Raw genomic sequence first — 25,867 nt, 5'->3', positions numbered from 1 at the left:
GGCTCGGGCCGGGTGCAGGCGGCGGCGGTCATAGGAAGACCCGCCCCTCGCCGCGGTAGGTGTCGACGACGGCGCCCACGGTGATCGGGTCCGCCTCGTCCCCCGCACCGCGGATGAGAACGTACGAGCTCACATGCTCCGCGGGCTCGCCCGCCTTCGCATGACGCAGCCAGACCGTGTCCCCGACCCGGAGATCATCGGCAGCGGCTCCGAGCACGGGGGTCTGCACCTCCCCGGCCGCCTCCTGCGGAGCGAAGGAGAGCCCGCGCGGGGCGGTGATCGTGGGCAGCCTGTCCGCTCCGGGGGCGCCGCTCGCGATCCAGCCTCCCCCGAGCAGGGTCGCCACGCCCGGTGCCGGGCGGCGCACCACGGGGAATCCGAGGTGCAGGGCGGGCTGCGGGCGGAAACCGCGATATCCGTCGAAGAGGCCGGGGCCGATCAGCCCGGACCCGGCCGCGATCTCGGTGACCGCGGGCTCGGCGCCGGTGGACTCGATCGAACCGGTGCCTCCGCCGTTGACGAATTCGAGGTCGGCGACCTCGCGCACCGCCGCGACAGCCTCGGTGCGGCGTGCAGCGACGTCCGGCCGCGAGAGCGCCTTCATCGCGCGCACCGCGAGGCCGTACGGCGTCGACGAGGAATCGGTGACCCCGGCGATGTGGCCCTCGTAGGCCATCAGCCCAACGAGCTCGAGAGCGGGCCGGGCGGCGATCTCGCGAGCAAGGCTCACAGCCTGCTGCGGACCGCGCACCGGGGAGCGGTACGCACCGAAGCGGAGGCCGGGCAGCGGGGAGTAGGAGACGTCGAGCTCGATCGCGACCCGTATGCGCGCACCGGCACGGGAGCGGAGGTCTGCGGTGGCGTCGAGGATCAGGTCGAGCTGGGACGTCTCATCGACCATGAGGGTGATCGAGCCCGCCACCTTCGGTGCGGTCACCAGCTGCCGCAGGGCGCCGCGATCAACCGTCGGGTAGGCGACGACGATGTCGCCGAGTCCGTGGCCGACCAGCCAGAGCGCTTCCGGCAGCGTGTACGCCAGGATTCCGGAGAAGGCAGGATGGGAGAGCGCACGCTCCAGCAGGGACCGGACCCGCAACGACTTCGAGGCAACGCGGATCGGGGTGCCGGCGGCGCGACGGGCGAGGTCCTCGAGGTTCGCGTCGAAGGCGTCGAGATCGAGCACCGCGACCGGTCGCTCGCTCAGGCCGGCCCTGGCGAGAGCGCCCTCGCTCTCCACGATCCGCACGGACGCTCCCTTCCCGATCCTGTCTCAGGCCCGACGTCGCGCGAGGATCTCGTCGAGGTGGAGGTCCTGGGCGGGGGCGAAGGCTTCGTCGACCGCCTCGAGCTCCTCGACCGAGTCGCTCTCCAGCGGCACCGTGGCCGACTGCATGCTCTGGCGGTGGGCAGCGTGACGGGTGGCGAGATCGTCCACTTCGCCACGCAGTGCGTACGTGGGCGCCGGGACGGGGCGCGGGGTCCACTCACCGGCCGCCGTGACCTGGTGCGCGGCGCGCTCGGTGGTGGCTTCCAGCGGCTCCCGACGCACCGGGGCGGAACCCGTCTGCGCGGTGGTCCCCGTCGGCTCCACTGCCGCGGACTGCGATCCGGTCGAGGCCGCTCGACGGCTGGTCTCGCGCTGCGCTCGCTCCTGACGGGCAAGGGTTGCCGCGCGGGTGACGCGGGCGCGCCTCTCGAGCTCGGCCCGGCGCAGGCCCAGCAGGTACGTGGTCAGGGCGATGACGGCGATCGCCGGCACCCACCAGGTGAGGATCTGGGCCACAGCGAGCCCGACGAGCGCGAGGGTGATCGCAACCATCCCCACCAGCACGACCTTCATGAGACGCCGCGCTCGGGCGCGCTCCTCGAGCAGGTCGATGCGGGCACCGGGCACTGCGTCGAAGCGCGGGCGACTGGTCGGATCGGCGGGACGCAGGAGCAGGCGGTCCTGGGACATAGCGGCATTCACCTCACGGGAGGAGCGACGGGCGTGGACGGCCTCGGACAGATCACGGGTTCCCGAGCTGATCTCGGTGAGCTCCGTCTCCCGCGCTCGGCCCATCACCTCGCGGCGGCCTGCCGTCCGCGGGAGGGCATAGGCCACCCACAGCAGCAGCAGAAGGCCGAAGAGGACGGCGCCGAGGTTGATGGACTCCACACCGACACACTAATGACAGGGATGTGATTTCCCTGGTCATCCCATGGGCGTGTCGGAGAAGAACTCTCTGTGAAGTCGCGCGAGGACGCCCTTGCCGTCATCCCCCGTCCTCACCTCCTCCGCCGTGAGCGCGAAGACGCTGTGATCGCGCCAGGCGCCGTCGACGTGGATCGCGGCGCGGCGAGTCCCCTCGGGGCGCAGATGCAGTTTCTGGACCACTCTCAGGCTGGCGTCGTTCTCGGGGCGGACCGTCACCTCCACCCGGTGCAGCCCGAGCTCGGCGAAGAGGTGATCGATCATCAGCGCCGCGGATCTCGGCACGAGACCGGCTCCGGCCAGGTCCCGATCGATCCAGTAGCCGAGAGTTGCGGTGCGCAGCGCGCCGTACTGGATCGGACCTGCGGTGATCTGGCCGGCCGGCTTGCCGCGCACGGTGATCAGCAGCGGCAGATACAGCCCCAGGCGTGCCTGCTGCTCGTTCCAGCGTCGCACGGAGCTGAAGGGGAGGATCCTGCGGGGAGCCTCCGGATCCGTGGCGTCCCAGGGCCGCAGCCACTCGCGGTTGCGGGTGCGCAGGCGCTCGAAATCGGCGCGATCACGGCGTCGCAGGGGCCGCAGCACCAGCTCCCCGTCGCGCAGTGTCAGCGGCCACACGTGAACCATCGCGCCATCGTAGACGGGCGCGGCCCGCGCCCGGGGCACGTCTCGCTGCTGGGTGGCGAGGTGGAGTGGCGAGGTGCCCGTCCAGGTGAGGCGCGCTCAGAGGTGCGCTGTGGGATCGTGGAGCACATGGACACGGAGGCGATCACCACGCGGAAGAAGGAGCTGCGCAGCATGCTGCGGGCCCAGCGTCGGGAGCGCTACGGAGGGCAGGACGGTGCGCGACGTCGTGCCCGGGAGTCCCAGCAGCTGCTGGAGGAGGCCGAGCCCGTGATCGCGCGGATCCAGGCGCTCCTGGCAGCGGCCGGCACCGAACGCCCGCTGGTCGCCGCCTATCATCCGACCCCCACCGAAGCCGACGTGCTGCCCCTGGCGCGCCGGCTCGCCGAGCTCGGGGCGGACCTCGTGTTCCCTGCTGCTGCGGGAGCGGAGCGACTCGACTGGATCCGGTGGGACGGGCACTCCGACTTCGTCGCGTCCCCGGGGCGCGGATTCGGCATGGAGCCCGCCGGGGAGAGGATCGGTCCCGATGCCCTCGCCCGTGCCGCCCTGGTGCTCGCGCCGGCGGTCGCGGTGGATCGCCTCGGCACGCGCATCGGCCACGGCGCCGGGTACTACGACCGGGCACTCACCCAGGTGCGCGACAGCTGCGAGGTGATCGCGGTGGTGCATCCCTCCGAGCTCCTCTCGGCGGGTTCGCTCCCGCGCGAGGAGCACGACATCCCGATCCCGGCCGTGCTCACGGCCGACGGGCTCGTCTGCCTGGTCACGATCGATGGCGCAGAGACCCCACACGTCCCGTCCCAGTCGTAGAATCGTCGCGGCCGCGCCTTCCGCGGTCGAGTTCACAGAACATCCCGGAGGACTCCGCGTGCCCACCTATGTTTATGCCTGCAAGAACTGCGGTCATCGGTTCGAGCAGTACCAGAGCTTCAGCGACGCCTCTCTGGTGACGTGCCCCGAGTGCACGCAGGAAACGTTGCGCAAGGTCTTCGACTCCGTGGGGATCGTCTTCAAGGGCCCCGGCTTCTACTCCACGGACTCCGCGTCCTCGGGCGCCTCCTCCTCGGGCTCCTCGGCGGCCTCCGGCACGGGCGACAGCTCGACGGAGTCCTCCTCCGCGGCACGCTCGAGCTCGGACTCCAGCACCAGCACCAGCACCAGCACCAGCACCAGCACCAGCGCCAGCACGGAGTCCAGCAGCGCCGGCAGCACCAGCAGCCAGCCCGCTCCCGCCGCCTCCTGACCCACGGCCCGGGCGCTGGTCCGACGGCTGCGCGGCCGGCGTCACGACCTCTCCTCCACAGACCGAGCTCGTCCACCGCCGGCTGCGCCGTCGCGCGGCCCGGCAGGAGCGCGCTCTAGCCTCGGGCCATGCTCCCTCGGATCCGTGCCCAGCTCCCCGTCTGGCGGCGCGCTCTGCGTCGACGCCGGCGCACCCTCGCGGCCCTCGCCGCTGCGCTGGTCCTCGCCCTGGTCGTCCCGCCTCTGCTGCCACCGGACAGCCAGGCAGCCACCGTCGTCGTGGCGGATGTCGAGCTGCCGGCCGGCACGGTGCTGGATGCCCATCACCTCCGCTCGGTGCGCGTAGCGGTCGACCTGGTCCCGCCGGGAGCCGTCTCGAGCGCCGAGGGGATCGTCGGGCAGGAGACGGCGGTGCGGGTGCCGGCCGACTCCCCTGTGCTGACCGGAGCACTCGATGGAGGCGAGCCCTCCGCCGTCGCCGACGGATCCGCGCTGATGGCCGTGCCCGTCCCCGCGGCGCTGGCGCCGCTGCTGATCCCCGGGTCCCAGGTGGAGATCATCGGCTCCGCCCCGGAGTCCGCCGTTCCCCGCCGCATTCTCGCCCATGTGGTCGAGGTCCCATCGGATCGCGACCCGGAGACCTCCTCCATGCTCAGCAGCGGAACCGCAGCACCAGCGCAGGTCCTGGTCGCGATCGACCGCGATGATGCGGCCGTCCTCGCCCGCTCCTCGGCGGAAGGCTGGTTGAGCGTCGCGCTGATCGGTTAGAGTCCCGGTGGGCCGTGCAAGCGGCTTTCCCTCTCCCCGAATCAGTAAGGATGACCCTATGAAGGGCTTCAAGGAATTCATCATGCAGGGCAACGTCATCGACCTTGCCGTCGGTGTCGTCATCGGCTCCGCCTTCACGGCCCTGATCACCGCGTTCGTGGAGAACATGATCCAGCCCGTCATCAACGTCTTCGGCGGTAACAACGTCGACGGCCTGGCCTTCAAGATCACGAACGAATCCACCAAGGTGGATATCGGCGCGATCCTCTCTGCAGTCATCGCATTCCTCATCACGGCAGCTGTCGTGTACTTCGTCTTCGTGCTGCCGATCTCGGCCGCGCGCAAGATGGACCGTCGTCGCCGTGGGCTCCCTGAGGAAGAGGAGTCCGCGGTCTCCGAGGACATCCTGCTCCTCACCGAGATCCGTGACGCCCTGGCTCCTCAGCACGCTGCTGGCGCTGCTCCCCTCCAGGACGGCAGCACGGCTCCGCAGGACGGCACCACGCCCCCTCAGCAGGGTGGCGCAACGCCTCCCCAGGTCTGAACGACATGAATGGTGCCCCGGCACCACCTCTCCTCACTGCGGGGCGGGACCGAGAGGTCCCGCCCCGCAGTGCTCAGGAGCAGACACCTCCGACAGATCAGGTGTCTGACCTCAGCGTGGAGACGGTGATCGAGTGGTTCGCCCACCACGGCCGCGATCTCCCCTGGCGTCATGAGGACACCTCCGCCTGGGCCGTGCTGGTCTCCGAGGTGATGCTGCAGCAGACCCCAGTCTCGCGGGTGCTCCCCCGGTGGACGGAGTGGATGCGGCAGTGGCCCACCCCCGCGGATCTCGCAGACGCCCCGACCTCGGAGGTCCTGCGCTGCTGGGACCGGCTGGGATATCCGCGCCGCGCATTGCGGTTGCAGGAGTGCGCGAGAACGATCGTGCGCGAGCATGGGGGAACGGTCCCTCGCGGGCTCGACGCTCTGCGCGCCCTGCCCGGCATCGGCGAGTACACGGCCGCTGCCATCACCGCGTTCGCCCACCATGACCGTGCCGTCGTGGTGGACACCAACATCCGGCGCGTCCTCGCCCGGAGCGTCGAAGGCGTCGCCCTGCCCGCCCGCTCCTACTCGGCGGCGGAGCGCGCGCTGGCCACGCGCAGCCTGCCGGCCGAGCGTGAGCGATCGGTCGCCTGGAACCAGGCGGTCATGGAGCTCGGGGCTCTCGTGTGCACTGCTCGTTCCCCTCGCTGCGCGCAATGCCCCCTGGCCGAGAACGGGTGCGCCTGGGTCGCCGGCGGCAGCCCGGCCGCTCCCGTCGACACCCGACGTCGCCAGACCTTCGAGGGCACCGACCGTCAGATGCGCGGTCAGATCATGGCGGCCCTGCGCCGCGACGGCGAGGCGCCGACCAAGGATCTGCTCGCGCTGGATCCCGAGGACCGGCCCCGCGTGGAGCGCTGCATGACGTCCCTCGTGGCCGACGGGCTCGCCGCGCGGACCGAGGAGGGACTGCGCCTCCCCTGACCCACGGGTTCCGACGACGGGGTGTTCCGGTCGCTGCAGCGCCGATCCGGGAGCCTGTCAGTCCCCGCTCGGCAGCGTCCAGATCATGCGGGTGTTGCCGAGAGTGTTGGGCTTGACGCGAGCCAAGTCGAGGAACTCCGCGATGCCTTCGTCCGGAGAGCGCAGGAGCTGGTTGTAGATCTCGGGCTCGACCACCTCGGCCATCACTTCGAAGCCATGACGGGCGAAGAATTCGACCTCGAAGGTGAGACAGAAGACGCGGCTGAGCCCGAGCTGCGTGGCGCGCTCCAGCAGCGCGACGAGCATGCGGTGCCCCAGTCCGGTGCTGCGCTGGCTGTCGTGCACCGCCAGGGTGCGCACCTCGGCGAGGTCCTCCCACATCACGTGGAGGGCGCCGCAACCGACCACCTCCCCGCTGTCGTCCACGGCGACGAGGAACTCCTGCACCGCCTCGTAGTACGACACGAGATCCTTGCCGAGCAGGATCCCGGTGTGCGTCATCGGCTCGACGAGCGCGTTGATGGCTCGTACGTCAGCGGGAAGCGCCGGGCGGATGCTGATGGTCATGCGGGACTGTCCTGTCCTTGTGCGGTGACGGGTTCTGGATCTGCGAGCTCTGGCGTCCCGCTCGCCCGCGGACCGGTGGAATCCAGCGGGACCTGCGAGGCGGAGTCCTGCGGAACCTGGGAGGCGAAGTCCTGCGAGTCCTGCGCCGCGGCGGCGTGGGCGGCCTGGGCCGTCGGCCCCTCCGGTCCGGAGAGGGGCTCGTCCTCGTCCCGGTCCGGGACGATCTCTCCAAGGGCCTCGGCGCGGCGGTCCAGCGTGCGGTGGACGGCGTTGATCACGCGCTCGGCGATCAGCGCGAGCACCACGGCGGCGACGAGCGCGACCGTGATCGCCAGCAGGTTGTGCTCACCGAACCAGGCACCGGCGATGGCACCGATCGCGCAGGAGTACACGGCCCACACGAAGGTCGACAGCAGGGAGCGCGGCCAGAACTTGGCATGCGGGAAGTGCACCGCCCCGGCGACGAGGTTGACGGCCGTGCGTCCGAAGGGGATGTACCTGGCGGTCATGAGGAAGAGCAGCGCGCGTCGCTGCAAGCCACGCTCAGCGGCTTCGACCGCCGTGCGCCCCTTGCCCTCACGCAGGAACCGGAAGCGCTCCCAGCCGATCTTGCTCCCGAGCCAGTAGCCGATGTTGTCCCCGGTCCAGGCCCCGATCCATGCCGCGAGACCGATCAGGAGGAGGTAGGGCCGGCCGGAGGAGGACCACAGGGAGGAGAGCGACACGATCGTCGACTCGCTCGGAGCCGTCGGGAAGAAGCCGTCCAGTGCGGACAGCCCGTAGATGACGAGGTAGACCCACCAGGCGTCGGCGACGACCAGGATCCAGTCCTCGACCTGCCCGGACAAGGACAGCATCCAGTCGATGAATTCGCCCATTCGTGGGTTCCTTCCTCATCGATGTCGAGATCAGCTCTCAGAGCGATCTGCTGCTCGTGGATCTGCTGCTCATGGTGATCGTGCGGTGCTGCCCACGGCCGTCAGCTCCGCGTCGCCAGGCCGCCGGGGACGATCCAGGATGCCGGTGCGGTGCCGAGACCTGTTGACACGTGCCGCGCCAGCCCAGGACAGGTCGCCGCCGACCGTCGCCAGGTTCGCCGACCGGCGGTGAGGGCGGCCCCCGCGGCCGCCCTGACCGCCCCGCACGCGGAAAGGGCCGGCCCCGCGTGACGCGGGACCGGCCCTCACCGATCAGGAGGTACTGGCCTCCGCACTGTCCGTGCCCGGTTCCACCGGGGCATCAGGATGCGTGAGCTCCTCCGACCGAGCCTGGGTGACCGACTCGAGATCGATGTTCTCGCTGATCGGCTCGACCGTGCCGTCGGGCGTACGGCGGCTGAAGGTCAACTCGCCGAGCAGGCCCTCGCCCTCCGCGTCCACGAGGATCGTGTCGCCCACGTGGACCTGGCCGAAGAGGATCTTCTCCGACAGGACGTCCTCGATGTCGCGCTGGATCGTACGACGCAGCGGACGAGCGCCCAGGACCGGGTCGAAGCCCTTCTCCGCGACGACGCTCTTCGCGGCCGGTGCGAGCTCGATCGACATGTCCTTGTCCTGCAGACGCTTGCCGAGCTTGCCCACCTCCAGGTCGACGATCTCGACGATCTCCGAGCGCGAGAGCTGCGGGAACACGACCACGTCATCGACGCGGTTGAGGAACTCGGGCTTGAAGTGCTGCTTGAGCTCCTCGTGGACCTTCGCCTTCATCCGCTCGTAGTCGGTGGAGAGGTCACCCCCGGCGCTGAAGCCCAGGGACACGCCCTTGGCGATGTCGCGGGTGCCGAGGTTGGTGGTCATGATGATCACGGTGTTCTTGAAGTCGACGATGCGACCCTGGGAATCCGTGAGCCGACCGTCCTCGAGGATCTGCAGCAGCGAGTTGAAGATGTCCACATGGGCCTTCTCCACCTCGTCGAACAGGACCACGGAGAACGGCTTGCGACGCACCTTCTCGGTGAGCTGTCCGCCCTCGTCGTAGCCGACATAGCCGGGAGGCGAGCCGAACAGCCGCGAGGCGGTGTGCTTCTCGCCGAACTCGGACATGTCCAGCTGGATGAGCGACTCCTCGTCGCCGAAGAGGAACTCCGCCAGCGCCTTGGCCAGCAGCGTCTTGCCGACGCCGGTGGACCCGGCGAAGATGAACGAGCCGCCCGGGCGCTTGGGATCCTTGAGCCCCGCGCGGGTGCGCCGGATCGCCTGCGAGAGCGCCTTGATGGCCTCGTGCTGACCGATGACGCGCTTGTGGAGCTCGTCCTCCATGTTGAGCAGCCGCGAGGACTCCTCCTCGGTGAGCTTCACGATCGGGATGCCGGTGGAGGCGGCGAGCACCTCGGCGATGACCTCTTCGGAGACCGTGGTCACCGCGTCGTTCTCGCCATGGCGCCAGGCCTTCTCCTTCTCGTCGCGCTCGGACTTGAGCTGCTGCTCCTCGTCGCGCAGGGAGGCGGCGAGCTCGAAGTCCTGGCCGTCGATCGCCTCTTCCTTCTTCTTCCGCGTCTCCTCGATGCGCGTGTCGAACTCCTTGAGCTCGGGCGGCGCGGTGAGACGGCGGATGCGCAGGCGCGCACCGGCCTCGTCGATCAGGTCGATCGCCTTGTCCGGCAGGAAACGATCGTTGACGTAGCGGTCCGCGAGGTTCGCGGCGGCCACCAGGGCGGCATCCGTGATCGTCACCTTGTGGTGCGCCTCGTAGCGGTCGCGCAGGCCCTTGAGGATCTCGACCGTGTGCGCGACCGACGGCTGATCCACCTGGATCGGCTGGAAGCGGCGCTCGAGCGCGGCGTCCTTCTCGATGTGCTTGCGGTACTCCTCGAGAGTGGTCGCGCCGATGGTCTGCAGCTCGCCGCGGGCCAGCATCGGCTTGAGGATGCTCGCGGCATCGATCGCCCCCTCGGCGGCACCCGCACCCACGAGGGTGTGGATCTCGTCGATGAACAGGATGATGTCGCCGCGGGTGCGGATCTCCTTGAGCACCTTCTTCAGGCGCTCCTCGAAGTCACCGCGGTAGCGGGAGCCCGCCACCAGGGAACCGAGGTCGAGGGTGTAGATCTGCTTGTCCTTGAGCGTCTCGGGGACGTCCCCGGCCACGACGGACTGGGCGAGGCCCTCGACGACGGCGCTCTTGCCCACGCCGGGCTCGCCGATCAGCACCGGGTTGTTCTTGGTGCGGCGGCTGAGCACCTGCATGACCCGCTCGGCCTCGTGCTCGCGCCCGATGACCGGGTCGAGGTTGCCGTCACGGGCGGCCTGCGTGAGGTTGCGGCCGAACTGGTCCAGCACGAGCGATCCGGCGGGCTGACCCTCGGAGGGGCCGCCGGCGGTGGCCGGCTCCTTGCCCTGGTAGCCGGAGAGGCGCTCGATGACCTCCTGCCGCACGGCCGACGGCTCGGCCTTGAGGCGGGAGAGCACCTTGACCGCAGTGCCCTCGCCCTCGCGCAGCAGGCCCAGCAGGATGTGCTCGGTGCCGATGTAGTTGTGTCCCAGCTGCAGCGCTTCGCGCAGGCTCAGCTCCAGCACCTTCTTCGCACGGGGCGTGAAGGGGATGTGGCCGCTGGGGGTCTGGTTGCCCTCGCCGATGATGTCGCGAACCTGCTCGCGCACGGCATCGAGGGTCACGCCGAGGGCTTCGAGCGCCTTGGCGCCGACTCCTTCGGCCTCGTGGATGAGTCCCAGCAGGATGTGCTCGGTGCCGATGTAGTTGTGATTCAGCAGCCGTGCTTCGTCCTGGGCCAGGACGACGACGCGACGGGCGCGATCGGTGAAGCGTTCGAACATGGTCCTCCCCCGTCCGGTGGTGGTGATGGCTCGAGACTACGCGGATTCGGCGCGGAAGCCGCGCCTGTTCGCCGCGGGCGTGACGGGCGGGCGGGACAGGCGGGCGCGACATGAGGTGCGGAATGGGGTGCGGCACGGGGAGCTGACGGCGAGCGCGCCCAGCGGTCTGCCGGGCGCTGCCCCTGCACAGGGCTCCCGCGGATCCCCGCAGATCCCGGCAGATCCCGGCAGATCCCCGACGAACCCGCACGGTCAAGGTTCCCGGACGGGCCCGTCGTGCTTCCCCCGCTCTGCGGTTCGCGAGAACCGGCCCGCCGTGGGCGGGCACGCCCGTTCGACTCCCGGGTGCAGCCCACTTCGACTAGCATCGAACCGATGCGTGACCGGCACGTACGCCGGTCCGGCGAGGAGTGGGACACGATGCCAGCACCGCATGCTGTGACGGACCGTGCGATCGATGCGATCAAGCAGATGATCATCGACGGCGAACTCGGTCCGTCGGACCGTCTGCCGCCGGAGAAGGAGCTCGCCGAGCGGATCGGCGTGAGCCGCAACTCCCTGCGCGAGGCCGTCAAGGCCCTCTCCGTGATCCGTGTGCTGGACGTGCGCCAGGGCGATGGCACCTATGTCACCTCCCTCGCCCCGAGCCTGCTGGTGGAGTCGCTGGGATTCATCCTGGACCTGCATCAGGGATCGGGTGAGGGACAGATCCTCGAGGTGCGCCGCCTGCTGGAGCCCACTGCTGTCGAGCAGGCCTGCCCGCACCTCAGCGACCATGACTTCGAGCGGCTCGAGCAGCTCATGGTCGACCTCTCGGACCACTCCTCGGTCGAGGATCTCGTCCAGGCAGACATCGACTTCCATCAGCTCATCACGAGCCGGTGCCCCAACGCCTACCTCGCCTCGATGCTCGAAGGGCTCGCGAGCGCCACCGCCCGCGCCCGGGTATGGCGCGGGCTCACGGAGGACTCCGCGGTGCAGGCGACGCTCGCCGAGCACCGTCGCATCCTCGACGCGCTGCGCGCCGGTCGGGCGGATCTGGCGCGTGTGCATGCCGCTGCCCATATCGGCGGGGTCGAGAGCTGGATCCAGAAGGGGCTCTCGGCCGGCTGAGCGGGGCCCGCCCCGCGCGGGATCAGCGCGGGATCAGGCGGTCGAGAGCCGCCGGTAGACCCGCTGCGCGGTGCCGTGCATGATCTCGGCACGATCCTCGGACGGCAGCTCCCCCAGCAGCTCGAGCAGCGGCCCGGTCCCCGATCCCAGGTCGAAGGGCGTGGGCGCGATCGGCCAATCGCTGCCGAACATCAGGCGTTCCGGCCCGAACACCTCGAGGGCGAGGTCGAGGGCGGTGCGCAGTGCGCCGGACGCTGCGAAGCCCCGGCCACTGGTCGAGAGGCCGGAGATCTTGGCGACCGTGCCCTTCTGCGCCGCGACGCCCCGCAGGGACCGCTCCCACTCCTGCATCTCGGCGACGTCCCCCAGCGGTGGCTTCCCCAGGTGGTCCAGCACCACCACCAGGCCCTCCACCTCCGCCGCGACGCGCGCGGCCTGGTCGAGATGCCGGGGGAAGGCGTCCGGGACGTCGAGCGGGAGGCCCCTGGCGGCGAGCAGGCCGAGGCTCTCGCGCACCTCGGCGCGATCCAGGACGCCGGGATCCGGATCGTCGTGGATCAGCTGGCGCACGCCCACGACGTGGGCCATCGCCGTACCGTCCCCGAGCAGGCGCGCGCACTCACCGGGATCGGCCAAGGGCAGCCACGCGACCACGTCCACGCACTGCACTCCCGTAGCCCCGGGCCTGCTCCTGGCGCTCGATTCGATCGCGGTGGCCGCTTCCTGCATCGCGAGGGTGTCCGCCCGGGTGTCGTCGGCCTGCACGAGCACCACGCGCTCCACCCCGAGTGCGTCGAGCTGAGGCGCAGCCGCGTCCCAGCGGGCGTTCCGTCGCAGAGCCTCGGGGGCTTCCGCGAGCCAGCCGTAACCGCCTCCGGCGAGATCCCACAGGTGCAGGTGGGCATCCGTGCGGACCTCACGCATCGATCTGCTCCCAGATCTCCTCGGGGATCTCCCGCAGGCAGCGCTCGATGTTCTGGCGCACCTGATCGGCGGTGCGCATCCCGAGCACGACGGAGGAGATCGCGGGGTGCCGCAGCGGGTAGCGGATCGCCAGCTCGGGGAGCTCGACGCCGTAGCGCACGGCGAGCGCGGCCAGCTCGCGAGCACGCTGCAGGAGATCGACGGGCGCGTCGCCGTACTCGTACTTCGCGCGGTCCGGCACCGTGGGCCGGGAGAGGATCCCGGAGTTGAAGACGGATACCGCGACCACCTCCACCTCATGGTCCAGGCAGGCGGGCAGCAGCTGCTCCGCGGCGGGCTGCTCGAGCAGGGTGTAGCGACCGGAGACCATGACCACGTCCACCAGGCCGGTGCGCACGGCGCGGGTGAGGACGTCCACGTCCTTGGAGCCGACGCCGATGCGGCTGATCAGGCCCTCCTCCCGCATCGCGGCCAGAGTGGGCAGGGCCTCCGCGAACGCCTGCTCGGTGGGGCCCTCCTCCGGGTCGTGCAGATACAGGATGTCAACCCGGTCCAGGCCGAGCCGCTCGAGGGACTCCGCGTGGCTGCGCCGGATCCCTTGACCGCTCATGTCCCACACCCGGATGTGATCGTCCGGAACGGCGAACTCATGCTCCATGTCGTCGCCGTCACCGGGGCCGGGCACGAGCAGCCGCCCCACCTTGGTCGAGAGCACATACTCCTCCCGGGGACGGTCCGCGAGGAGAGCCCCGAGGCGCCGCTCGCTGGTCCCGATGCCGTAGTGCGGCGCGGTGTCGAACATCCGGATCCCGCCCTCCCACGCCGCGTCGACGGCGCCGCGCGCCTCGTCGTCGGTGGTGACGCGGTAGAGGTTGCCGAGCTGAGCAGCTCCGAAGCCGAGCTCCGGCAACGGGTTGCGCCGACGACGCGCAGGCGCATCCGGCGCCGCAGCACCGGAGAGGCCAGAGGGGTCAGTGGGACCGGCGGGATCAGTGGGACCGGCGGGGCCGGCGGAGGCGGTGTCAGGAGGCGTCGGCATCGCTCAGATCCTTCCAGACGTCGCCCTGCGGGAACAGGTGCTCCTGGACGGAGCGCTCGTGCATTCGCGCTCCCGAACCGGGATTCGTGGGTGCGGCGTAGGAACCCTGGTCGATCACGACGGGATCCTCGAAGTGCTCGTGGAGGTGGTGCACGTACTCGATGTAGCGGTCCGAGCGCGGTCCGGCGACGGCGGCGGCATCGAAGAACGCGTAGTGCTGGACGAGCTCGCACAGGCCCACTCCACCCGCATGCGGGCAGACGGGGATGTCGAACTTCGCGGCCAGCAGCAGGATCGCGATGTTCTCGTTGACCCCTCCGACCCGGGAGGCGTCGAGCTGGAGCACGTCGAGAGCTCCGGCCTGCAGGAGCTGCTTGGCGATGATGCGGTTCTGCATCTGCTCCCCGGTGGCCACCCGCAACGGGGCGATCGCCCGACGGATCGCGGCGTGGGCCAGCACATCATCGGGGCTGGTGGGCTCCTCGATCCACGCCGGATCGTAGGGAGCCAGCCGCTCGAGCCAGGCCACGGCGTCCGCGACATCCCAGCGCTGATTCGCATCCATCGCGATCGGGTAGCCCTCCCCCATCGTCTCGCGGGCGATCCGCATGCGTCGCGCATCGTCCTCGACGTCGGCGCCGACCTTCAGCTTGACCATGTCGAAGCCTTCGTCGCGTGCCTCGCGCAGCAGCCGGATGAGCTTCTCGTCGCTGTAGCCGAGCCATCCCGGGGTGGTCGTGTAGGCCGGGACGCCGTCGGCCTGCAGAGCGGCGATGCGCTGCGACTTCCCGGGCTCCGTGCGTCGCAGGATCTCGAGCGCCTCGTCCCGGGTGAGCGCGTCGGACAGGTAGCGGAAGTCGACCAGGTCGACGATCTGCTCCGGGGCGAGCTCTGCCAGCAGCAGCCAGAGCGGCTTGCCCTCACGGCGCGCACGAAGGTCCCACGCAGCGTTGACCACGGCGCCGATCGCCATGTGCATGACGCCCTTCTCCGGACCGAGCCAGCGCAGCTGGGAATCGCCGACGAGTTCGCGGGAGAAGTCGCCCAACCCCGAGAGCAGGGCATCGACGTCCCGGCCCACGACATGGCCGGCGAGCGCCTCGATCGCCGCGCACTGCACATCGTTGCCCCGGCCGATGGTGAACACGAGGCCCTCGCCCGTCTCACCGTCGCTGGTGAGCAGTTCGACGTAGGCGGCCGAGTAGTCCGGGTCCGGGTTCATGGCGTCTGATCCGTCCAGGTCCCGTGAGGTCGGGAAGCGGACGTCATGCACACGCAGGTCACTGATGGTCGGCACGGTTCTCCTCGAATCTGCTCGGATCAGGTTGTGAGCGTTCCTCCCACAGTCCTCCGATGTCTAGACGTAGATTACGGACGGACGGCGGCCGACGCAAGGCTGAGCATCACCATCTACGGCGCTCGGTCGCGCCGGCCGCGCAACACAGTCCGCGCCGCTGTCCGCAGACCTCCTACCTCTAGAAGGGCGCATCCCCTGAGGAGGTGCGCGTCGGACACGCGCGGCGCAGGCCGACCCACCACGTCTCAGAACCTCGGCCTCAGGACACGGGCCTCTGCGTGGTCGCGCTGTATGCGATGTCCGAGTCAGGAGTCGGTGCGTCGCCGGCGTCGTGCACGGCGACGGACTCGATCACTGCACCTGGCCCGTCGACCTCGACGACGAGCGAGTCTGACTGCACCGGCGTCTCGAGGCGATGGATGCGCCGCACGCCGATGCTCCCGCCCGTGGCCAGGACCGTGCCGTCCTCGAGCAGGACCCGGTGAGCGGCGACCCGCTGCCCCTCCTCGAGCGCCTCGTGGATCTCGACATGGTCGAAGGTCCTCCCGGCGGGAAACTGCGCACGGACGGCGCCTGCGCCACCCGTCTCGAGCACGGCCTCGACAGGATCGCCGAACCGCTGCTGCAACGCCTCGGCGAGCTCTCTGACACGCTCCACATCGGCTTCGTCGAGGCGACCGCGCCGGTCCGGCGGGATGTTCAGCAGCAGATTGGCGCCCAGGCCGATGGATCGATCGTGGATGGCCAGCAGGTGAGAGAGTGATTTGGGCTCCTCCCCCGGCTGCCAGAACCAGCCCTTGCGCAGCGAGACGTCGCATTCGGGCGGCAGGTAGACGGCCTCGCCGGTCTCGATGACGTCCTCGTCGTAGTTGTTGAGGTCGGTGGAGGTGGTGACGTACTCGACCGGATCCGCCGCCAGGCCATCCTCATTCCCCACCCAGCGGATCGTGGCGGGGCCCATGTTGAAGACCATCGCCGTCGGCTGCAGCTCCGCGATCACCTCGCCGATCCGGTCCCAGGCATATTCACGACCGGCCGATCCGGCACCGTCGAACCACAGCTCATGCAGCTCTCCGTAGTTCGTGCACAGCTCGCGCAGCTGTGCGAGGTAGAACTCGTCGTAGGTCTCGGGGTCCTCGTACTGCGGGGCGTTCCGATCCCAGGGCGAGAGGTAGAGCCCGAGCTTCATCCCGTGCCGACGGCAGGCATCGACGACCTCGGCCACCACATCTCCGCCGCCGTCCTTCCAGGGCGAGGAGGCCACGGAGTACGCGGTGGTCGCCGTGGGCCAGAGGCAGAAGCCGTCGTGGTGCTTCGCGGTGAGCACCACGTACTTCGCCCCGAGGTCCTGGGCGGTGCGCACCCACTGGTCAGCGTCCAGATCGCTGGGGTCGAACGTGTCCGGGGCCAGGGTGCCGTCGCTCCATTCCTTCCCGGCGAAGGTGTTCACCCCGACATGGAAAAAGACGCCGAGTCCGTCCTTCTGCCACGCGAGCTGGGCGGGTGTCGGAGCGAGAACAGCGGGAGCAGTGGAGAGCGCGTCGGCGCGCCGGGTGCTGTGCATGGAACCCATTCCACCAAAGATCGGGCCTTTGATGAACCGCCGGGTGAAGATTTCCCGAGACAGACGTGAATTCTGCAGCGGGCGCCGATCGCTACGTGACACCCCTCTGTAGAGACATCGGTTCTCTGCTGAGAGTGCCCCTTGGACGCTGTGCACGGCCTCACACACGGAGCCGATAGCCTGCCTCCATGAATCGCACCGGAACACCTGCGGGCCCGACGGAGGTCCCCGTCTGGGTGACGCGCCTGAACGAAGGGGTCGAGCTGGTCTATCTGGTCCTGCGGATCAACCTCGTCTGGATGCTCCTCAGCCTCCTGGGCCTCGTGGCACTGGGGGTCGCCCCCGCGAGTGTCGCCGCCGCTGACGCCTTTCGAGCATCTCGCCACGGGGCGAAGGTGAAGGCGCTGCCTGTGATGTGGGAGAGCTACAGGCGACAGTTCGTGACGGCCACTCTGCGGCTGCTTCCCCTGATGATCGTCCAGCTGGGCTCCGTCTCGATGATCTGGATCGTGATTGGCGGCGGGGCCTCCGGCTCGGTGGCTCCGCTCATCCTGGCCGGCCTGGCCGTGGTCAGCGCCACCTGGTCGACGGTCAGCGCCGCGGTGCTCGTGGCGGTCCCCCGAGTGCGACGGCAGGACCTGCTGGTCGCGTGGCGGCTGGCGCTCCTGGTGCCCGGCACCGTGCCGGCGCGGTTCCTCGCTTTGATCCTGCTGCTCGGGGTGTGGATCGTGGTGTGCTCGTTCCTGTGGCCGTTGGCCTTCCTGTTCGGTGCGGCGACCATGATCGTCGTCGCGACGGCCCTGCTCGGCCGGAGGGTCGAGCTGCTGCTGGAGGATCTCGAGGCGCGCAGCGCCGCGACCGTGTGAGCCCGGGCAGGGACCCCTCGACCTCTGCGACGCATCGCTCCGGGCTGTCGGTCCGGTCCCTCGGCCCGGACCGTCAGACCAGACCATCGGCCGAGACCCTCACCCCAGGCCCTCGCCCCTGACTGTCGACCCGGACGTCGGCCCGGACCACCTGCCCGGGTCCCTGGTCCGGAAAGCCGGTTCCGATACCTCCTCGCGACAGGACCAGGGTTACCCTGGTGGGCACGGCCACCTCGACGCGCGAGACCGTTCACGCGGCGCGCACCGGTGCGCCCCGAGACCGCTTGAACGGAGAAACATGGCAGACCTGGACGTGACCCGTGCTGACGCAGTGCTGATCGGCGGCGGGATCGCGAGCGCCACACTCGCCGCGATGCTCACCGAGCTCGAACCGGATTGGCACATCGTCGTGCTCGAGAAGCTCGACCAGCTGGGCCTGGAGTCCAGTGACGGCTGGAACAACGCCGGCACCGGTCACAGCGCACTGTGCGAGCTCAACTACACCCCGCAGGACGTCGACGGATCGGTCAGCCCCCACAAGGCGATCACCATCAACGAGCAGTTCCAGGTGTCCCGGCAGTTCTGGTCGCACCTGGTCGAGAACGACCGCATCGGGGACCCCTCCTCCTTCATCAACTCCGTGCCGCACATGAGCTTCGTGCACGGGATGGAGAGCGTGGACTACCTGCGTCGCCGCCATGAGGCGCTGACCGCGAACCCGCTGTTCGACCGTATGGAGTTCACCACCGAGCACGCGAAGCTCGAGGAGTGGGCGCCGCTGGTCACCGAGGGCCGTCCCGTCACGGAGACGATCGCCGCGACCTATTCGCCCGACGGCACCGATGTGGACTTCGGAGCGCTGACCAATCAGCTGCTGGACTTCTCCGGCCGCGGCGGCACGACGGTCGCGACCGGTTCCGAGGTCATCGATCTGCGCCGGATGGGCACGGACTGGGGCGTCATGGTGCGCTCCACGACCGATGGTTCGATCCAGGTGGTCCGGGCACCGAAGGTCTTCGTCGGCGCCGGCGGCGCGGCTCTCACGCTGCTCCAGAAGTCCGGTATCGACGAGATCCGCGGTTTCGGCGGGTTCCCGATCTCCGGCCAGTGGCTGCGCTGCACGAACCCCGACGTGATCGCCCGTCACGATGCGAAGGTGTACGGCAAGGCCGCCGTCGGCGCGCCGCCGATGAGCGTTCCCCACCTCGACACCCGTCACGTCGACGGGAAGCGCTCGCTCATGTTCGGGCCGTACGCGGGGTGGTCCCCGAAGTTCCTCAAGTCCGGCAGCTACACCGACCTGTTCGCGTCGGTGAAGCCCTCCAACCTCACCCAGATGATGGCGGTCGCCCCGCCGAACCTGGATCTCATGGTGTACCTGATCTCCCAGGTCGCGGCGACCCGGCACCAGCGCTTCGAGGCGCTGTTGGAGTACATGCCCTCCGCCGTCGACGCCGATTGGGAGGAGGTCACCGCGGGCCAGCGCGTCCAGGTCATCGCCCCTGATGCCACCAAGCACGGAGTCCTGCAGTTCGGCACGCAGCTGATCAGCGCGCAGGACGGCTCCATCAGCGGCATGCTGGGCGCGTCCCCGGGCGCCTCGACTGCGACGAGCATCATGCTCAACCTGCTCGAGCGCATGTTCCCCGACCGCATCGAGGGCTGGCGCCCGACGATCTCGCAGATGGTCCCCAGCTGGGGCACCTCGCTGAACGACGATCCCGACGCCGCGCACCGCTCCCTCGAGGCGACGGCGCACTCGCTGGGGCTCGAGCACCCCTGAGCGGCGTCGTCGGCTTCCTGTCCGGGAGGCCGACGGCCCGTCCGTCGCCGGCAGGCCCGGCGGTTCACCGCAGGACACCCCGATCGAGCAGGACCAGGCCGACCAGGACGTCGGCCAGGAAGACGACCAGGAAAGAAGGACGGCGGATGCGCATCTCGCTGATGACCACGTGCTTGGTGGACGTGATGGCGCCGGACGTCGCCCGGGCCACCGTGACCCTGCTGGAGCGGCTCGGCCACGAGGTCGTGTTCGACAAGCGGCAGACCTGCTGCGGGCAGATGCACACCAATACCGGCTACTACACGGAGGCCGCCCCCGTGGTGCGCAGCTTCGTGGACACCTACGAGCCATCGCTGGACAGCATCGACGCGATCGTGATGCCGTCGGGGTCCTGCGCGGGCTGTGTGCGCGATCAGCACCAGCTGGTCGCTCAGCACGAGGGCGACAGCGAGCTCGAGGAGCGCGCCGCCGCCGTCTCCGCGAAGACGTACGAGCTCTCCGAGCTGCTCGTGGACGTGCTCAAGGTGACCGATGTCGGCGCCTACTTCCCCCACAGCGTCACCTATCACCCGACCTGCCACTCGATGCGGGTACTCAAGGTCGGCGCCCGCCCCGTGAAGCTGCTGCGGGCCGTCGAGGGGATCGAGGTCCGGAATCTCCCCGAGTCCGACACCTGCTGCGGGTTCGGCGGCACCTTCTCGGTGAAGAACGACGCCACGTCCGACGCGATGGTGACCGACAAGGCCGCGAACGTGGTCTCCGCCGGCGCCGAGTTCGTGGTCGCCGGCGATGCCTCGTGCCTGATGAACATCGGCGGCAAGCTGCGTCGCAACGGCGCTGCACCGCAGTCGGTGCACCTCGCCCAGATCCTCGCCTCCACCCGGGAGGAGCCCTTCGTGCCCTCGCAGACCATCTTGGGGAGAGCCTCATGAGCACCGTCGACCTCGGCATCCCGTCCATCCGACCCCAGCATGCCTCGCCCTCCTCGAACCTGCGCGGAACGCAGTCGTTCCCGGACGCCGCCCGCTCGGAGCTCGGCGACGAGACTCTGCGCGGCAACCTGCGCCATGCCACCGCCACCATCCAGACCAAGCGCGCCTCCGCAGTCCGCGAGGTGCGGGACTGGCAGAAGCTGCGCAACGCCGGCAGTGCCCTGAAATGGCAGGTCACCGATCATCTCCCGGAGCTGCTGGAGCAGCTCGAGGACTCCGTGACCGCCGCCGGCGGCGTGGTGCACTGGGCCCGCGATGCCGACGAGGCCGGGGAGATCGTCACCCGTCTGGCCCTCGAGCGCGATGCGCAGGAGGTGCTCAAGGTCAAGTCGATGGCGACCCAGGAGATCGGGCTCAACGAGACCCTTGCCCACGCGGGCATCCACGCGATCGAGTCCGACCTCGCCGAGCTTATCGTGCAGCTCGCCGGAGACACCCCCAGCCACATCCTGGTCCCGGCCATCCACCGCAACCGCGCGGAGATCCGGGACATCTTCCTGCGGTCCATGCCGGACATCGACCCGGACATCACCGATGATCCCGCCGCACTGGCGGAGGCCTCCCGCCGCTTCCTGCGCGAGAAGTTCCTGGATCTCCCCGGAGGGGTCGCCATCTCGGGGGCGAACTTCGCCGTCGCCGACACCGGCACGATGGTGGTCGTCGAGTCCGAGGGCAACGGCCGCATGTGCCTCACACTGCCCAGGACCCTGATCTCCGTGGTCGGGATCGAGAAGATCGTCCCGTCCTTCCAGGATCTCGAGGTCTTCCTGCAGCTGCTGCCCCGCTCCTCCACCGGAGAGCGGATGAACCCGTACACGACGCTGTTCACAGGCGTCACCGAGGGTGACGGACCGCAGGAGTTCCACCTGGTGCTGCTGGACAACGGTCGCAGCGCCGTCCTCGAGGACCCCGAAGGCCGCAGCGCGCTGCACTGCATCCGCTGCTCGGCCTGCCTGAACGTGTGCCCGGTCTACGAGCGCACCGGCGGCCATGCCTACGGCTCCACCTATCCCGGCCCCATCGGTGCGATCCTCTCGCCGCAGATGACGGGGATGCACGGTCCGGATGACCCGAACACGTCGCTGCCCTATGCCTCGAGCCTCTGCGGTGCCTGCTACGACGTGTGCCCGGTGAAGATCGACATCCCCAAGATCCTGGTGCACATGCGCGCAGAGGACGTCGATCAGCGCCGTGAGACCTCGGGACAGTTCCGCGGCACCTGGGACGTGGCGATGAAGGGCGCGAGCAAGCTGATGAGCTCCCCGCGCGCCTACGACAAGGCGGTGCGCTCGGCCGGGCCGCTGTCGAAGGTGCTGCCCGGGGACAACATCGGCAAGCTCCCCGGCATGCTTCCGCTGGTTCCGGGCTGGACCGACCACCGCGACCTGCCCAAGCCCGGCACGTCCTTCCGCAGCTGGTGGGACGCCCGGGAGCGGGACCGAGCCAAGAACCCCGACTCGCCGAGCAGCGACTCGCGCACGGGCGGCCCCGATGCTGCCGCAGACGGCCCGGCCACGGACGAGGAGCAGGCATGAGCGACTGGACGGACGAGCGCCCCACTCGCACCCCCGGTGTGAGCGCCAAGGACGAGATCCTCGCCAGGGTGCGCTCCGCGCTCGCGGTCCCGCGCCGCGACGAGGTCACCGATGCCGAGGACGTGCCCCGCGCCTACCAGCGGGCCGACGACAAGCAGGAGGTCTCCACCGACCGCGGGAAGGTGCGCGACGTGCTCGTGCAGCGCCTGGAGGACTACACCGCCGTCGTGCACCGCACCACGGCCGACGGCGCAGCCGCGGTGATCGCCGAGGCGCTCGGCGACGCCGCCCGCGTGATCGTGCCGCCCGAGCTGCCCGAGGCCTGGACCTCATCGGTGACGGCCGACGTCTCCCAGGACGACGGGACCGCCGGCCCTCGCGAGCTCGACGACATCGATGCCGTGCTCACCGGCTGCCATACCGCGATCGCCCTGACCGGCACCCTCGTGCTGCGCGCGGACGGCATCGGCGGTCGCCGGGTGATCACCCTGGTCCCCGATCATCACGTCGTGGTGGTCGAGGAGGACCAGGTGGTGCTGGGCGTCCCCAAGGCGATCGAACGCATGGCCGAGGATCCGCGGGCGGCCTGGACGATGGTCTCCGGGCCGAGCGCGACCAGCGACATCGAGCTCAGCCGGGTCGAGGGCGTCCATGGCCCGCGCAGGCTCGACATCGTGTTCATCGAGCCGGAACCGGATCCCGAGGCCGAGGCCGAAGCGGCCGTGAAGAAGGCCTCCGCGCGGAAGCCGACGGCGAAGCGCTCCTCGACGAACCCCACCCAGGAGAAGACCGCATGAACGAGTACGAGCCCACCGGTATCCCTGCCCCGGACGCCACGGGGGCCGACGTCGGCCGCGACCGCGGAGAGCTGTTCACCCTCACCGCGGGGACGTACCGCGCCGAGGTCTCCGCCGTGGGCGCCGTGCTCGAGTCCCTGACCGTCTCCGGCCGGGATCTGCTGGTCCGCAACCCGGAACAGGGACCGATCCAGTTCTACCGGGGCGCGATCGTCGCCCCGTGGCCCAACCGCATCGGGGACGGCGCCTACACCTGGGACGGGGAGCAGATCCAGGCCGCACTCACCGAGCCCGAGCGAGGAAACGCCCTGCACGGTCTGGTGTCCTTCCAGCCCTTCTCCCCCGTGTCCACCACGACAGAGGCGGTCCAGCTGCGCACCGAGCTGTTCCCCTCCCCCGGGTACCCGTTCCACCTGGAGCTGACGGTCCGGCATGCGCTGAACCCGCAGTCCGGCCTGACCACGACCGTCACCGCCCGCAACATCGGACACCGGGACGCCCCCTACGGGGTGTGCCCGCATCCGTACCTGGTCGCGGGTCCGGAGCCGCTGGACGATTGGTCCCTCCAGGTCGAGGCCGGCACCGTGCTGACCGTCACCGAGGACCGTCTGCTCCCCACGGGGACCGAGCCGGTCGCGCCCGGCAGCGACTTCGACTTCCGCTCCGCACGTGTCATCGGGTCACAGTTCATCGACCATGCCTTCACCGACCTCGGACGGGACCAGGACGGCCATCTGACCGTCTCCGTCACGGCGCCCGGCGGCACCGGCGTCGAGCTCACGGCCGGGGAGGAGTGCCCGTGGCTGCAGATCCACACCGCGGATCGGCCGGAGCCGGAGCAGAACCGTCTCGGGCTCGCCGTCGAACCGATGACCTGCCCGCCCGATGCCTTCCGCAGCGGTACCGACGTGGTGCGCCTCAGCCCTGGACTGCAGCACGAGGCCGCCTGGTCCATCCGGGGCTGGTAACCCGGCCCGGTCACCCCGGACCCGGCCCCATGGCCACGGCCTGGTGACCCCACCGGAGCCCTGGTACGAGGAGCCCGCAGCAGAAGAGCCCGTCGCCATTGCTGGCGACGAGCTCTTCTCAGACGGGGAGGTCGATCCCCGGCGGGAACTACGCGATCACTTCGCGTGGGCGTCCTCGTATGCCTTGCGGATCGTGCCGGAGATGCGGCCACGATCCGGGACCTCGTAGCCCGCGCTCCGGGCCCACTCGCGGATCCGTGCGGAATCGTTCGGGCCGCCGGCGCGGGCTGCGGTGCCGCGGCTGCGACGGCCTCCGACACGACGCGACTTGGCGATCCATCCACCGAGCTCCTCGCGGAACTTCTCGGCGTTCTGGTCGGACAGGTCGATCTCGTAGTCGACGCCATCGACCGAGAAGCTCACGGTCTGCGATGCCTTGTCGCCGTCGATATCGTCGACGAGCTCCACATAGGTCTTCCGTGCCATGGGATGCTCCCTCATTGGTCTGGGTATCTCGGGTGCGCGGTCCGGTGTACAGATCGCGATCGACGCCCAGTATCCACGGGAAATGAACGAATATCAATCCGTCGCAGAAAATGTGTACCGAGCGATACTTCTATTCTTCGGAGGCGCGAAGGTCCCGGTATTCCTGCTCCGCCTGGCGCTGGGCCTCTCGTTCCCGTCGGTCCGCGCGCAGCACGGCACGCATCACGAACCAGAACAGCAGGCCCACGCCGATAGATGGCAGCAATGCGCCGGCCTCGAACCAGAATCCTGAATCCATCTCAGGCCTCCGGCTTCACGAGCGGGAAGAGGATGGTCTCGCGGATGCCGAGTCCCGTGAGCGCCATGAGCAGTCGATCCACTCCCATTCCCATGCCGCCCGTCGGGGGCAGTGCGTATTCCATGGCCTCGAGGAAGTCCTCGTCCAGGAGCATCGCCTCGTCGTCGCCCTGCTCCGCGAGGCCGGCCTGCTGGGCGAAGCGCTCGCGCTGGATGACGGGGTCGACCAGCTCGGAGTAGCCGGTGCCGAGCTCGAAGCCGCGCACGTACAGGTCCCACTTCTCGACCACTCCGGGAGTGCTGCGGTGGGCACGCACCAAGGGGCTGGTCTCGACCGGGAAGTCGCGCACGAACGTGGGCTCGTAGAGGTGATCGCCCACACGGTTCTCGAAGAGCTCCTCGACCAGCTTCCCGTGACCGAACTTCGGGTGCTCCAGGTCGAGGTCGAGCGACCGGGCGATCTCGCGCAGCTTCTCCGGAGTCGTCTCGGGGGTGATCTCCTCGCCGAGGGATTCCGAGAGGGAGCCGTAGACCGTGATCTTCTTCCATTCCCCGGAGAAGTCGTACTCCGAACCATCCGCAAGAGTGACCTGCTGGGAACCGGTGGCACGCTGGGCGGCCTCCTGGATCAGCGTCTGCGTGAGGTCCGCGATCGTGTCGTAATCGCCGTAGGCCTGGTATGCCTCGAGCATCGCGAACTCCGGCGAATGCGTGGAATCTGCGCCTTCGTTGCGGAAGTTGCGATTGACCTCGAACACCCGCTCGAGACCGCCCACGGCGGCCCTCTTCAGGAACAGCTCAGGAGCGATTCGCAGATACAGATCGAGATCGAAGGCATTCATATGGGTGACGAACGGGCGTGCCGCGGCGCCCGAGGGGATCACCTGGAGCATCGGGGTCTCGACCTCGACGAAATCGCGCTCGCGGAACGATTCGCGCAGCGAGTGCATCACCTCGGCGCGCTGGCGCACCGCGTCTCGGGCCTGCTGGCGCACGATGAGGTCGACGTAGCGATGACGCACGCGGGATTCCTCGGACAGCTCCGCGTGGAGCACCGGAAGGGGGCGCACGGCCTTCGCGGCCATTCGCCAGGTCTCGGCGAAGACGCTGAGTTCCCCGCGGCGCGAGGCGCCGACCCGGCCGTGGAAGAAGACGTGGTCCCCCAGGTCGACATCGGCCTTGAGGTCCGCCAGCCGCTGCTCGCCGATCTCCGCGAGCGACGCCATGATCTGCAGGCGCTCACCGGCGCCGTCCTGCAGGGTGACGAAGGCGAGCTTGCCGGTGTTGCGCTGGAACACGACACGGCCGGCGACGCCGACGCGGTCCTCGGTCTCCTGGCCGGCCTCGAGATGGCCGTAGGACGCGCGGACCTCGGCGATCGTGGTCGTGACGGGGACCGAGACCGGGTAGGCCTCCTCCCCGCGTTCCAGCAGCCGCTCCCGCTTGGACTTGCGGACCGCTACCTGGTCGGAGGTGTCCGTGGGGTCGAGGGCAGGTGCGTTCTCACTCATGGTCCGCAT

25 protein-coding genes and 1 pseudogene are annotated in these 25,867 nt (G+C 69.6%); 12 read left to right on the top strand and 14 right to left on the bottom strand.

Features of this window, described 5'->3' with window-relative positions; translation table 11 throughout:
• Window positions 1-28 precede the first annotated feature (28 nt).
• From CIK71_RS14475 to CIK71_RS14465, 3 genes are read right to left on the bottom strand one after another with little or no spacing between them, the layout of a single operon-like run.
• Window positions 29-1,246, bottom strand: a complete 1,218-nt coding sequence (locus CIK71_RS14475) for an alanine racemase (RefSeq protein ID WP_245857597.1) — start codon at window positions 1,244-1,246, stop codon at window positions 29-31.
• Window positions 1,247-1,270: 24 nt separating this feature from the next.
• Complete coding sequence (locus CIK71_RS14470) at window positions 1,271-2,158, bottom strand: hypothetical protein (protein ID WP_096166377.1); 888 nt, start codon at window positions 2,156-2,158, stop codon at window positions 1,271-1,273.
• Between the two features lie 36 nt (window positions 2,159-2,194).
• The gene (locus CIK71_RS14465; RefSeq protein ID WP_096166376.1) at window positions 2,195-2,821 is read right to left on the bottom strand and encodes a GNAT family N-acetyltransferase; all 627 of its coding nucleotides are present in this window, start codon (window positions 2,819-2,821) and stop codon (window positions 2,195-2,197) included.
• A 126-nt stretch (window positions 2,822-2,947) separates the two neighbouring features.
• Here CIK71_RS14465 and CIK71_RS14460 point away from each other — a divergent pair, with 126 nt between their 5' ends.
• The gene (locus CIK71_RS14460) at window positions 2,948-3,631 is read left to right on the top strand and encodes a 5-formyltetrahydrofolate cyclo-ligase (protein ID WP_096166375.1); all 684 of its coding nucleotides are present in this window, start codon (window positions 2,948-2,950) and stop codon (window positions 3,629-3,631) included.
• A pseudogene (locus CIK71_RS18235) lies at window positions 3,594-3,833 on the top strand (FmdB family zinc ribbon protein); the annotation flags it as partial. The gene CIK71_RS14460 and the pseudogene CIK71_RS18235, both read left to right, overlap by 38 nt.
• 14 nt (window positions 3,834-3,847) lie before the next feature.
• On the opposite strand, the gene CIK71_RS18230 reads toward CIK71_RS18235, so the two are convergent.
• Window positions 3,848-4,069, bottom strand: coding sequence for a hypothetical protein (locus tag CIK71_RS18230; protein ID WP_338022887.1), 222 nt, complete (start codon window positions 4,067-4,069; stop codon window positions 3,848-3,850).
• Window positions 4,070-4,192: 123 nt separating this feature from the next.
• Between CIK71_RS18230 and CIK71_RS14450 the strand changes: the two genes are divergently transcribed.
• The 3 genes from CIK71_RS14450 (at window position 4,193) to CIK71_RS14440 (ending at window position 6,346) form a co-directional block, all read left to right on the top strand.
• A complete protein-coding gene (locus CIK71_RS14450) occupies window positions 4,193-4,831 on the top strand; it encodes an SAF domain-containing protein (RefSeq protein ID WP_096166373.1) in 639 nt (212 codons plus the stop codon).
• A 58-nt stretch (window positions 4,832-4,889) separates the two neighbouring features.
• Window positions 4,890-5,375, top strand: a complete 486-nt coding sequence (gene mscL / locus CIK71_RS14445; RefSeq protein WP_096166372.1) for a large conductance mechanosensitive channel protein MscL — start codon at window positions 4,890-4,892, stop codon at window positions 5,373-5,375.
• Between the two features lie 101 nt (window positions 5,376-5,476).
• Window positions 5,477-6,346 carry an HhH-GPD family protein gene (locus CIK71_RS14440; RefSeq protein WP_245857594.1) on the top strand — a complete coding sequence of 290 codons (870 nt, stop codon included), beginning with the start codon at window positions 5,477-5,479 and terminating at the stop codon, window positions 6,344-6,346.
• A gap of 57 nt (window positions 6,347-6,403) precedes the next feature.
• Here the strand turns inward: CIK71_RS14440 and CIK71_RS14435 are convergent, their stop codons facing one another.
• The 3 genes from CIK71_RS14435 to CIK71_RS14425 form a co-directional block, all read right to left on the bottom strand.
• Window positions 6,404-6,913 (bottom strand): amino-acid N-acetyltransferase, encoded by a 510-nt coding sequence (locus CIK71_RS14435; RefSeq protein ID WP_096166370.1) that lies wholly within the window; start codon window positions 6,911-6,913, stop codon window positions 6,404-6,406.
• Entirely contained in the window at window positions 6,910-7,791 is an 882-nt protein-coding gene (locus CIK71_RS14430; RefSeq protein ID WP_096166369.1) for a DedA family protein, read from the bottom strand. The genes CIK71_RS14435 and CIK71_RS14430 overlap by 4 nt, the downstream gene beginning before the upstream one ends.
• Before the next feature lie 312 nt (window positions 7,792-8,103).
• The gene (locus CIK71_RS14425) at window positions 8,104-10,686 is read right to left on the bottom strand and encodes an ATP-dependent Clp protease ATP-binding subunit (RefSeq protein ID WP_096166368.1); all 2,583 of its coding nucleotides are present in this window, start codon (window positions 10,684-10,686) and stop codon (window positions 8,104-8,106) included.
• 420 nt (window positions 10,687-11,106) lie between these two features.
• On the opposite strand from CIK71_RS14425, the gene CIK71_RS14420 reads away from it, so the two are divergent.
• Window positions 11,107-11,799 carry a FadR/GntR family transcriptional regulator gene (locus CIK71_RS14420; protein ID WP_096166367.1) on the top strand — a complete coding sequence of 231 codons (693 nt, stop codon included), beginning with the start codon at window positions 11,107-11,109 and terminating at the stop codon, window positions 11,797-11,799.
• Between the two features lie 33 nt (window positions 11,800-11,832).
• Here CIK71_RS14420 and CIK71_RS14415 read toward each other — a convergent pair whose 3' ends face one another.
• The 4 genes from CIK71_RS14415 to CIK71_RS14400 all read right to left on the bottom strand — a co-directional run bounded on the left by CIK71_RS14415 (window position 11,833) and on the right by CIK71_RS14400 (window position 16,623).
• Window positions 11,833-12,723 carry an amidohydrolase family protein gene (locus CIK71_RS14415; RefSeq protein WP_096166366.1) on the bottom strand — a complete coding sequence of 297 codons (891 nt, stop codon included), beginning with the start codon at window positions 12,721-12,723 and terminating at the stop codon, window positions 11,833-11,835.
• Window positions 12,716-13,762 (bottom strand): aldo/keto reductase, encoded by a 1,047-nt coding sequence (locus CIK71_RS14410; RefSeq protein WP_096166365.1) that lies wholly within the window; start codon window positions 13,760-13,762, stop codon window positions 12,716-12,718. Before CIK71_RS14410 ends, CIK71_RS14415 begins: the two co-directional genes overlap by 8 nt.
• Complete coding sequence (locus tag CIK71_RS14405; RefSeq protein WP_217990174.1) at window positions 13,746-15,059, bottom strand: enolase C-terminal domain-like protein; 1,314 nt, start codon at window positions 15,057-15,059, stop codon at window positions 13,746-13,748. The genes CIK71_RS14410 and CIK71_RS14405 overlap by 17 nt, the downstream gene beginning before the upstream one ends.
• Before the next feature lie 259 nt (window positions 15,060-15,318).
• Entirely contained in the window at window positions 15,319-16,623 is a 1,305-nt protein-coding gene (locus CIK71_RS14400) for an alpha-L-fucosidase (protein ID WP_096166364.1), read from the bottom strand.
• 188 nt (window positions 16,624-16,811) lie between these two features.
• On the opposite strand from CIK71_RS14400, the gene CIK71_RS14395 reads away from it, so the two are divergent.
• The 6 genes from CIK71_RS14395 to CIK71_RS14370 all read left to right on the top strand — a co-directional run bounded on the left by CIK71_RS14395 (window position 16,812) and on the right by CIK71_RS14370 (window position 23,564).
• Entirely contained in the window at window positions 16,812-17,489 is a 678-nt protein-coding gene (locus CIK71_RS14395; protein ID WP_096166363.1) for a DUF624 domain-containing protein, read from the top strand.
• A gap of 298 nt (window positions 17,490-17,787) precedes the next feature.
• Window positions 17,788-19,272 carry a malate:quinone oxidoreductase gene (locus CIK71_RS14390; RefSeq protein WP_096166362.1) on the top strand — a complete coding sequence of 495 codons (1,485 nt, stop codon included), beginning with the start codon at window positions 17,788-17,790 and terminating at the stop codon, window positions 19,270-19,272.
• Window positions 19,273-19,418: 146 nt separating this feature from the next.
• Window positions 19,419-20,204 carry a (Fe-S)-binding protein gene (locus tag CIK71_RS14385; protein ID WP_096166361.1) on the top strand — a complete coding sequence of 262 codons (786 nt, stop codon included), beginning with the start codon at window positions 19,419-19,421 and terminating at the stop codon, window positions 20,202-20,204.
• Complete coding sequence (locus CIK71_RS14380; protein WP_096166360.1) at window positions 20,201-21,799, top strand: lactate utilization protein B; 1,599 nt, start codon at window positions 20,201-20,203, stop codon at window positions 21,797-21,799. Before CIK71_RS14385 ends, CIK71_RS14380 begins: the two co-directional genes overlap by 4 nt.
• Window positions 21,796-22,596 (top strand): LutC/YkgG family protein, encoded by an 801-nt coding sequence (locus CIK71_RS14375; RefSeq protein ID WP_096166359.1) that lies wholly within the window; start codon window positions 21,796-21,798, stop codon window positions 22,594-22,596. Before CIK71_RS14380 ends, CIK71_RS14375 begins: the two co-directional genes overlap by 4 nt.
• Window positions 22,593-23,564: an aldose 1-epimerase family protein gene (locus CIK71_RS14370; RefSeq protein ID WP_096166358.1), complete on the top strand. Its 972-nt coding sequence runs from the start codon at window positions 22,593-22,595 to the stop codon at window positions 23,562-23,564. The genes CIK71_RS14375 and CIK71_RS14370 overlap by 4 nt, the downstream gene beginning before the upstream one ends.
• Before the next feature lie 156 nt (window positions 23,565-23,720).
• Here CIK71_RS14370 and CIK71_RS14365 read toward each other — a convergent pair whose 3' ends face one another.
• The 3 genes from CIK71_RS14365 to lysS all read right to left on the bottom strand — a co-directional run bounded on the left by CIK71_RS14365 (window position 23,721) and on the right by lysS (window position 25,858).
• The gene (locus CIK71_RS14365) at window positions 23,721-24,050 is read right to left on the bottom strand and encodes a histone-like nucleoid-structuring protein Lsr2 (RefSeq protein WP_096166357.1); all 330 of its coding nucleotides are present in this window, start codon (window positions 24,048-24,050) and stop codon (window positions 23,721-23,723) included.
• Between the two features lie 130 nt (window positions 24,051-24,180).
• The gene (locus CIK71_RS14360) at window positions 24,181-24,348 is read right to left on the bottom strand and encodes a hypothetical protein (RefSeq protein WP_096166356.1); all 168 of its coding nucleotides are present in this window, start codon (window positions 24,346-24,348) and stop codon (window positions 24,181-24,183) included.
• A gap of 1 nt (window position 24,349) precedes the next feature.
• Entirely contained in the window at window positions 24,350-25,858 is a 1,509-nt protein-coding gene (gene lysS, locus CIK71_RS14355) for a lysine--tRNA ligase (protein ID WP_096166423.1), read from the bottom strand.
• Between the last annotated feature and the right edge of the window lie 9 nt (window positions 25,859-25,867).

Source organism: Brachybacterium alimentarium, assembly GCF_002332425.1.
GTDB classification, from domain to species: Bacteria; Actinomycetota; Actinomycetes; order Actinomycetales; family Dermabacteraceae; genus Brachybacterium; species Brachybacterium alimentarium.
This window is presented reverse-complemented; position numbering and strand designations above follow the sequence as displayed.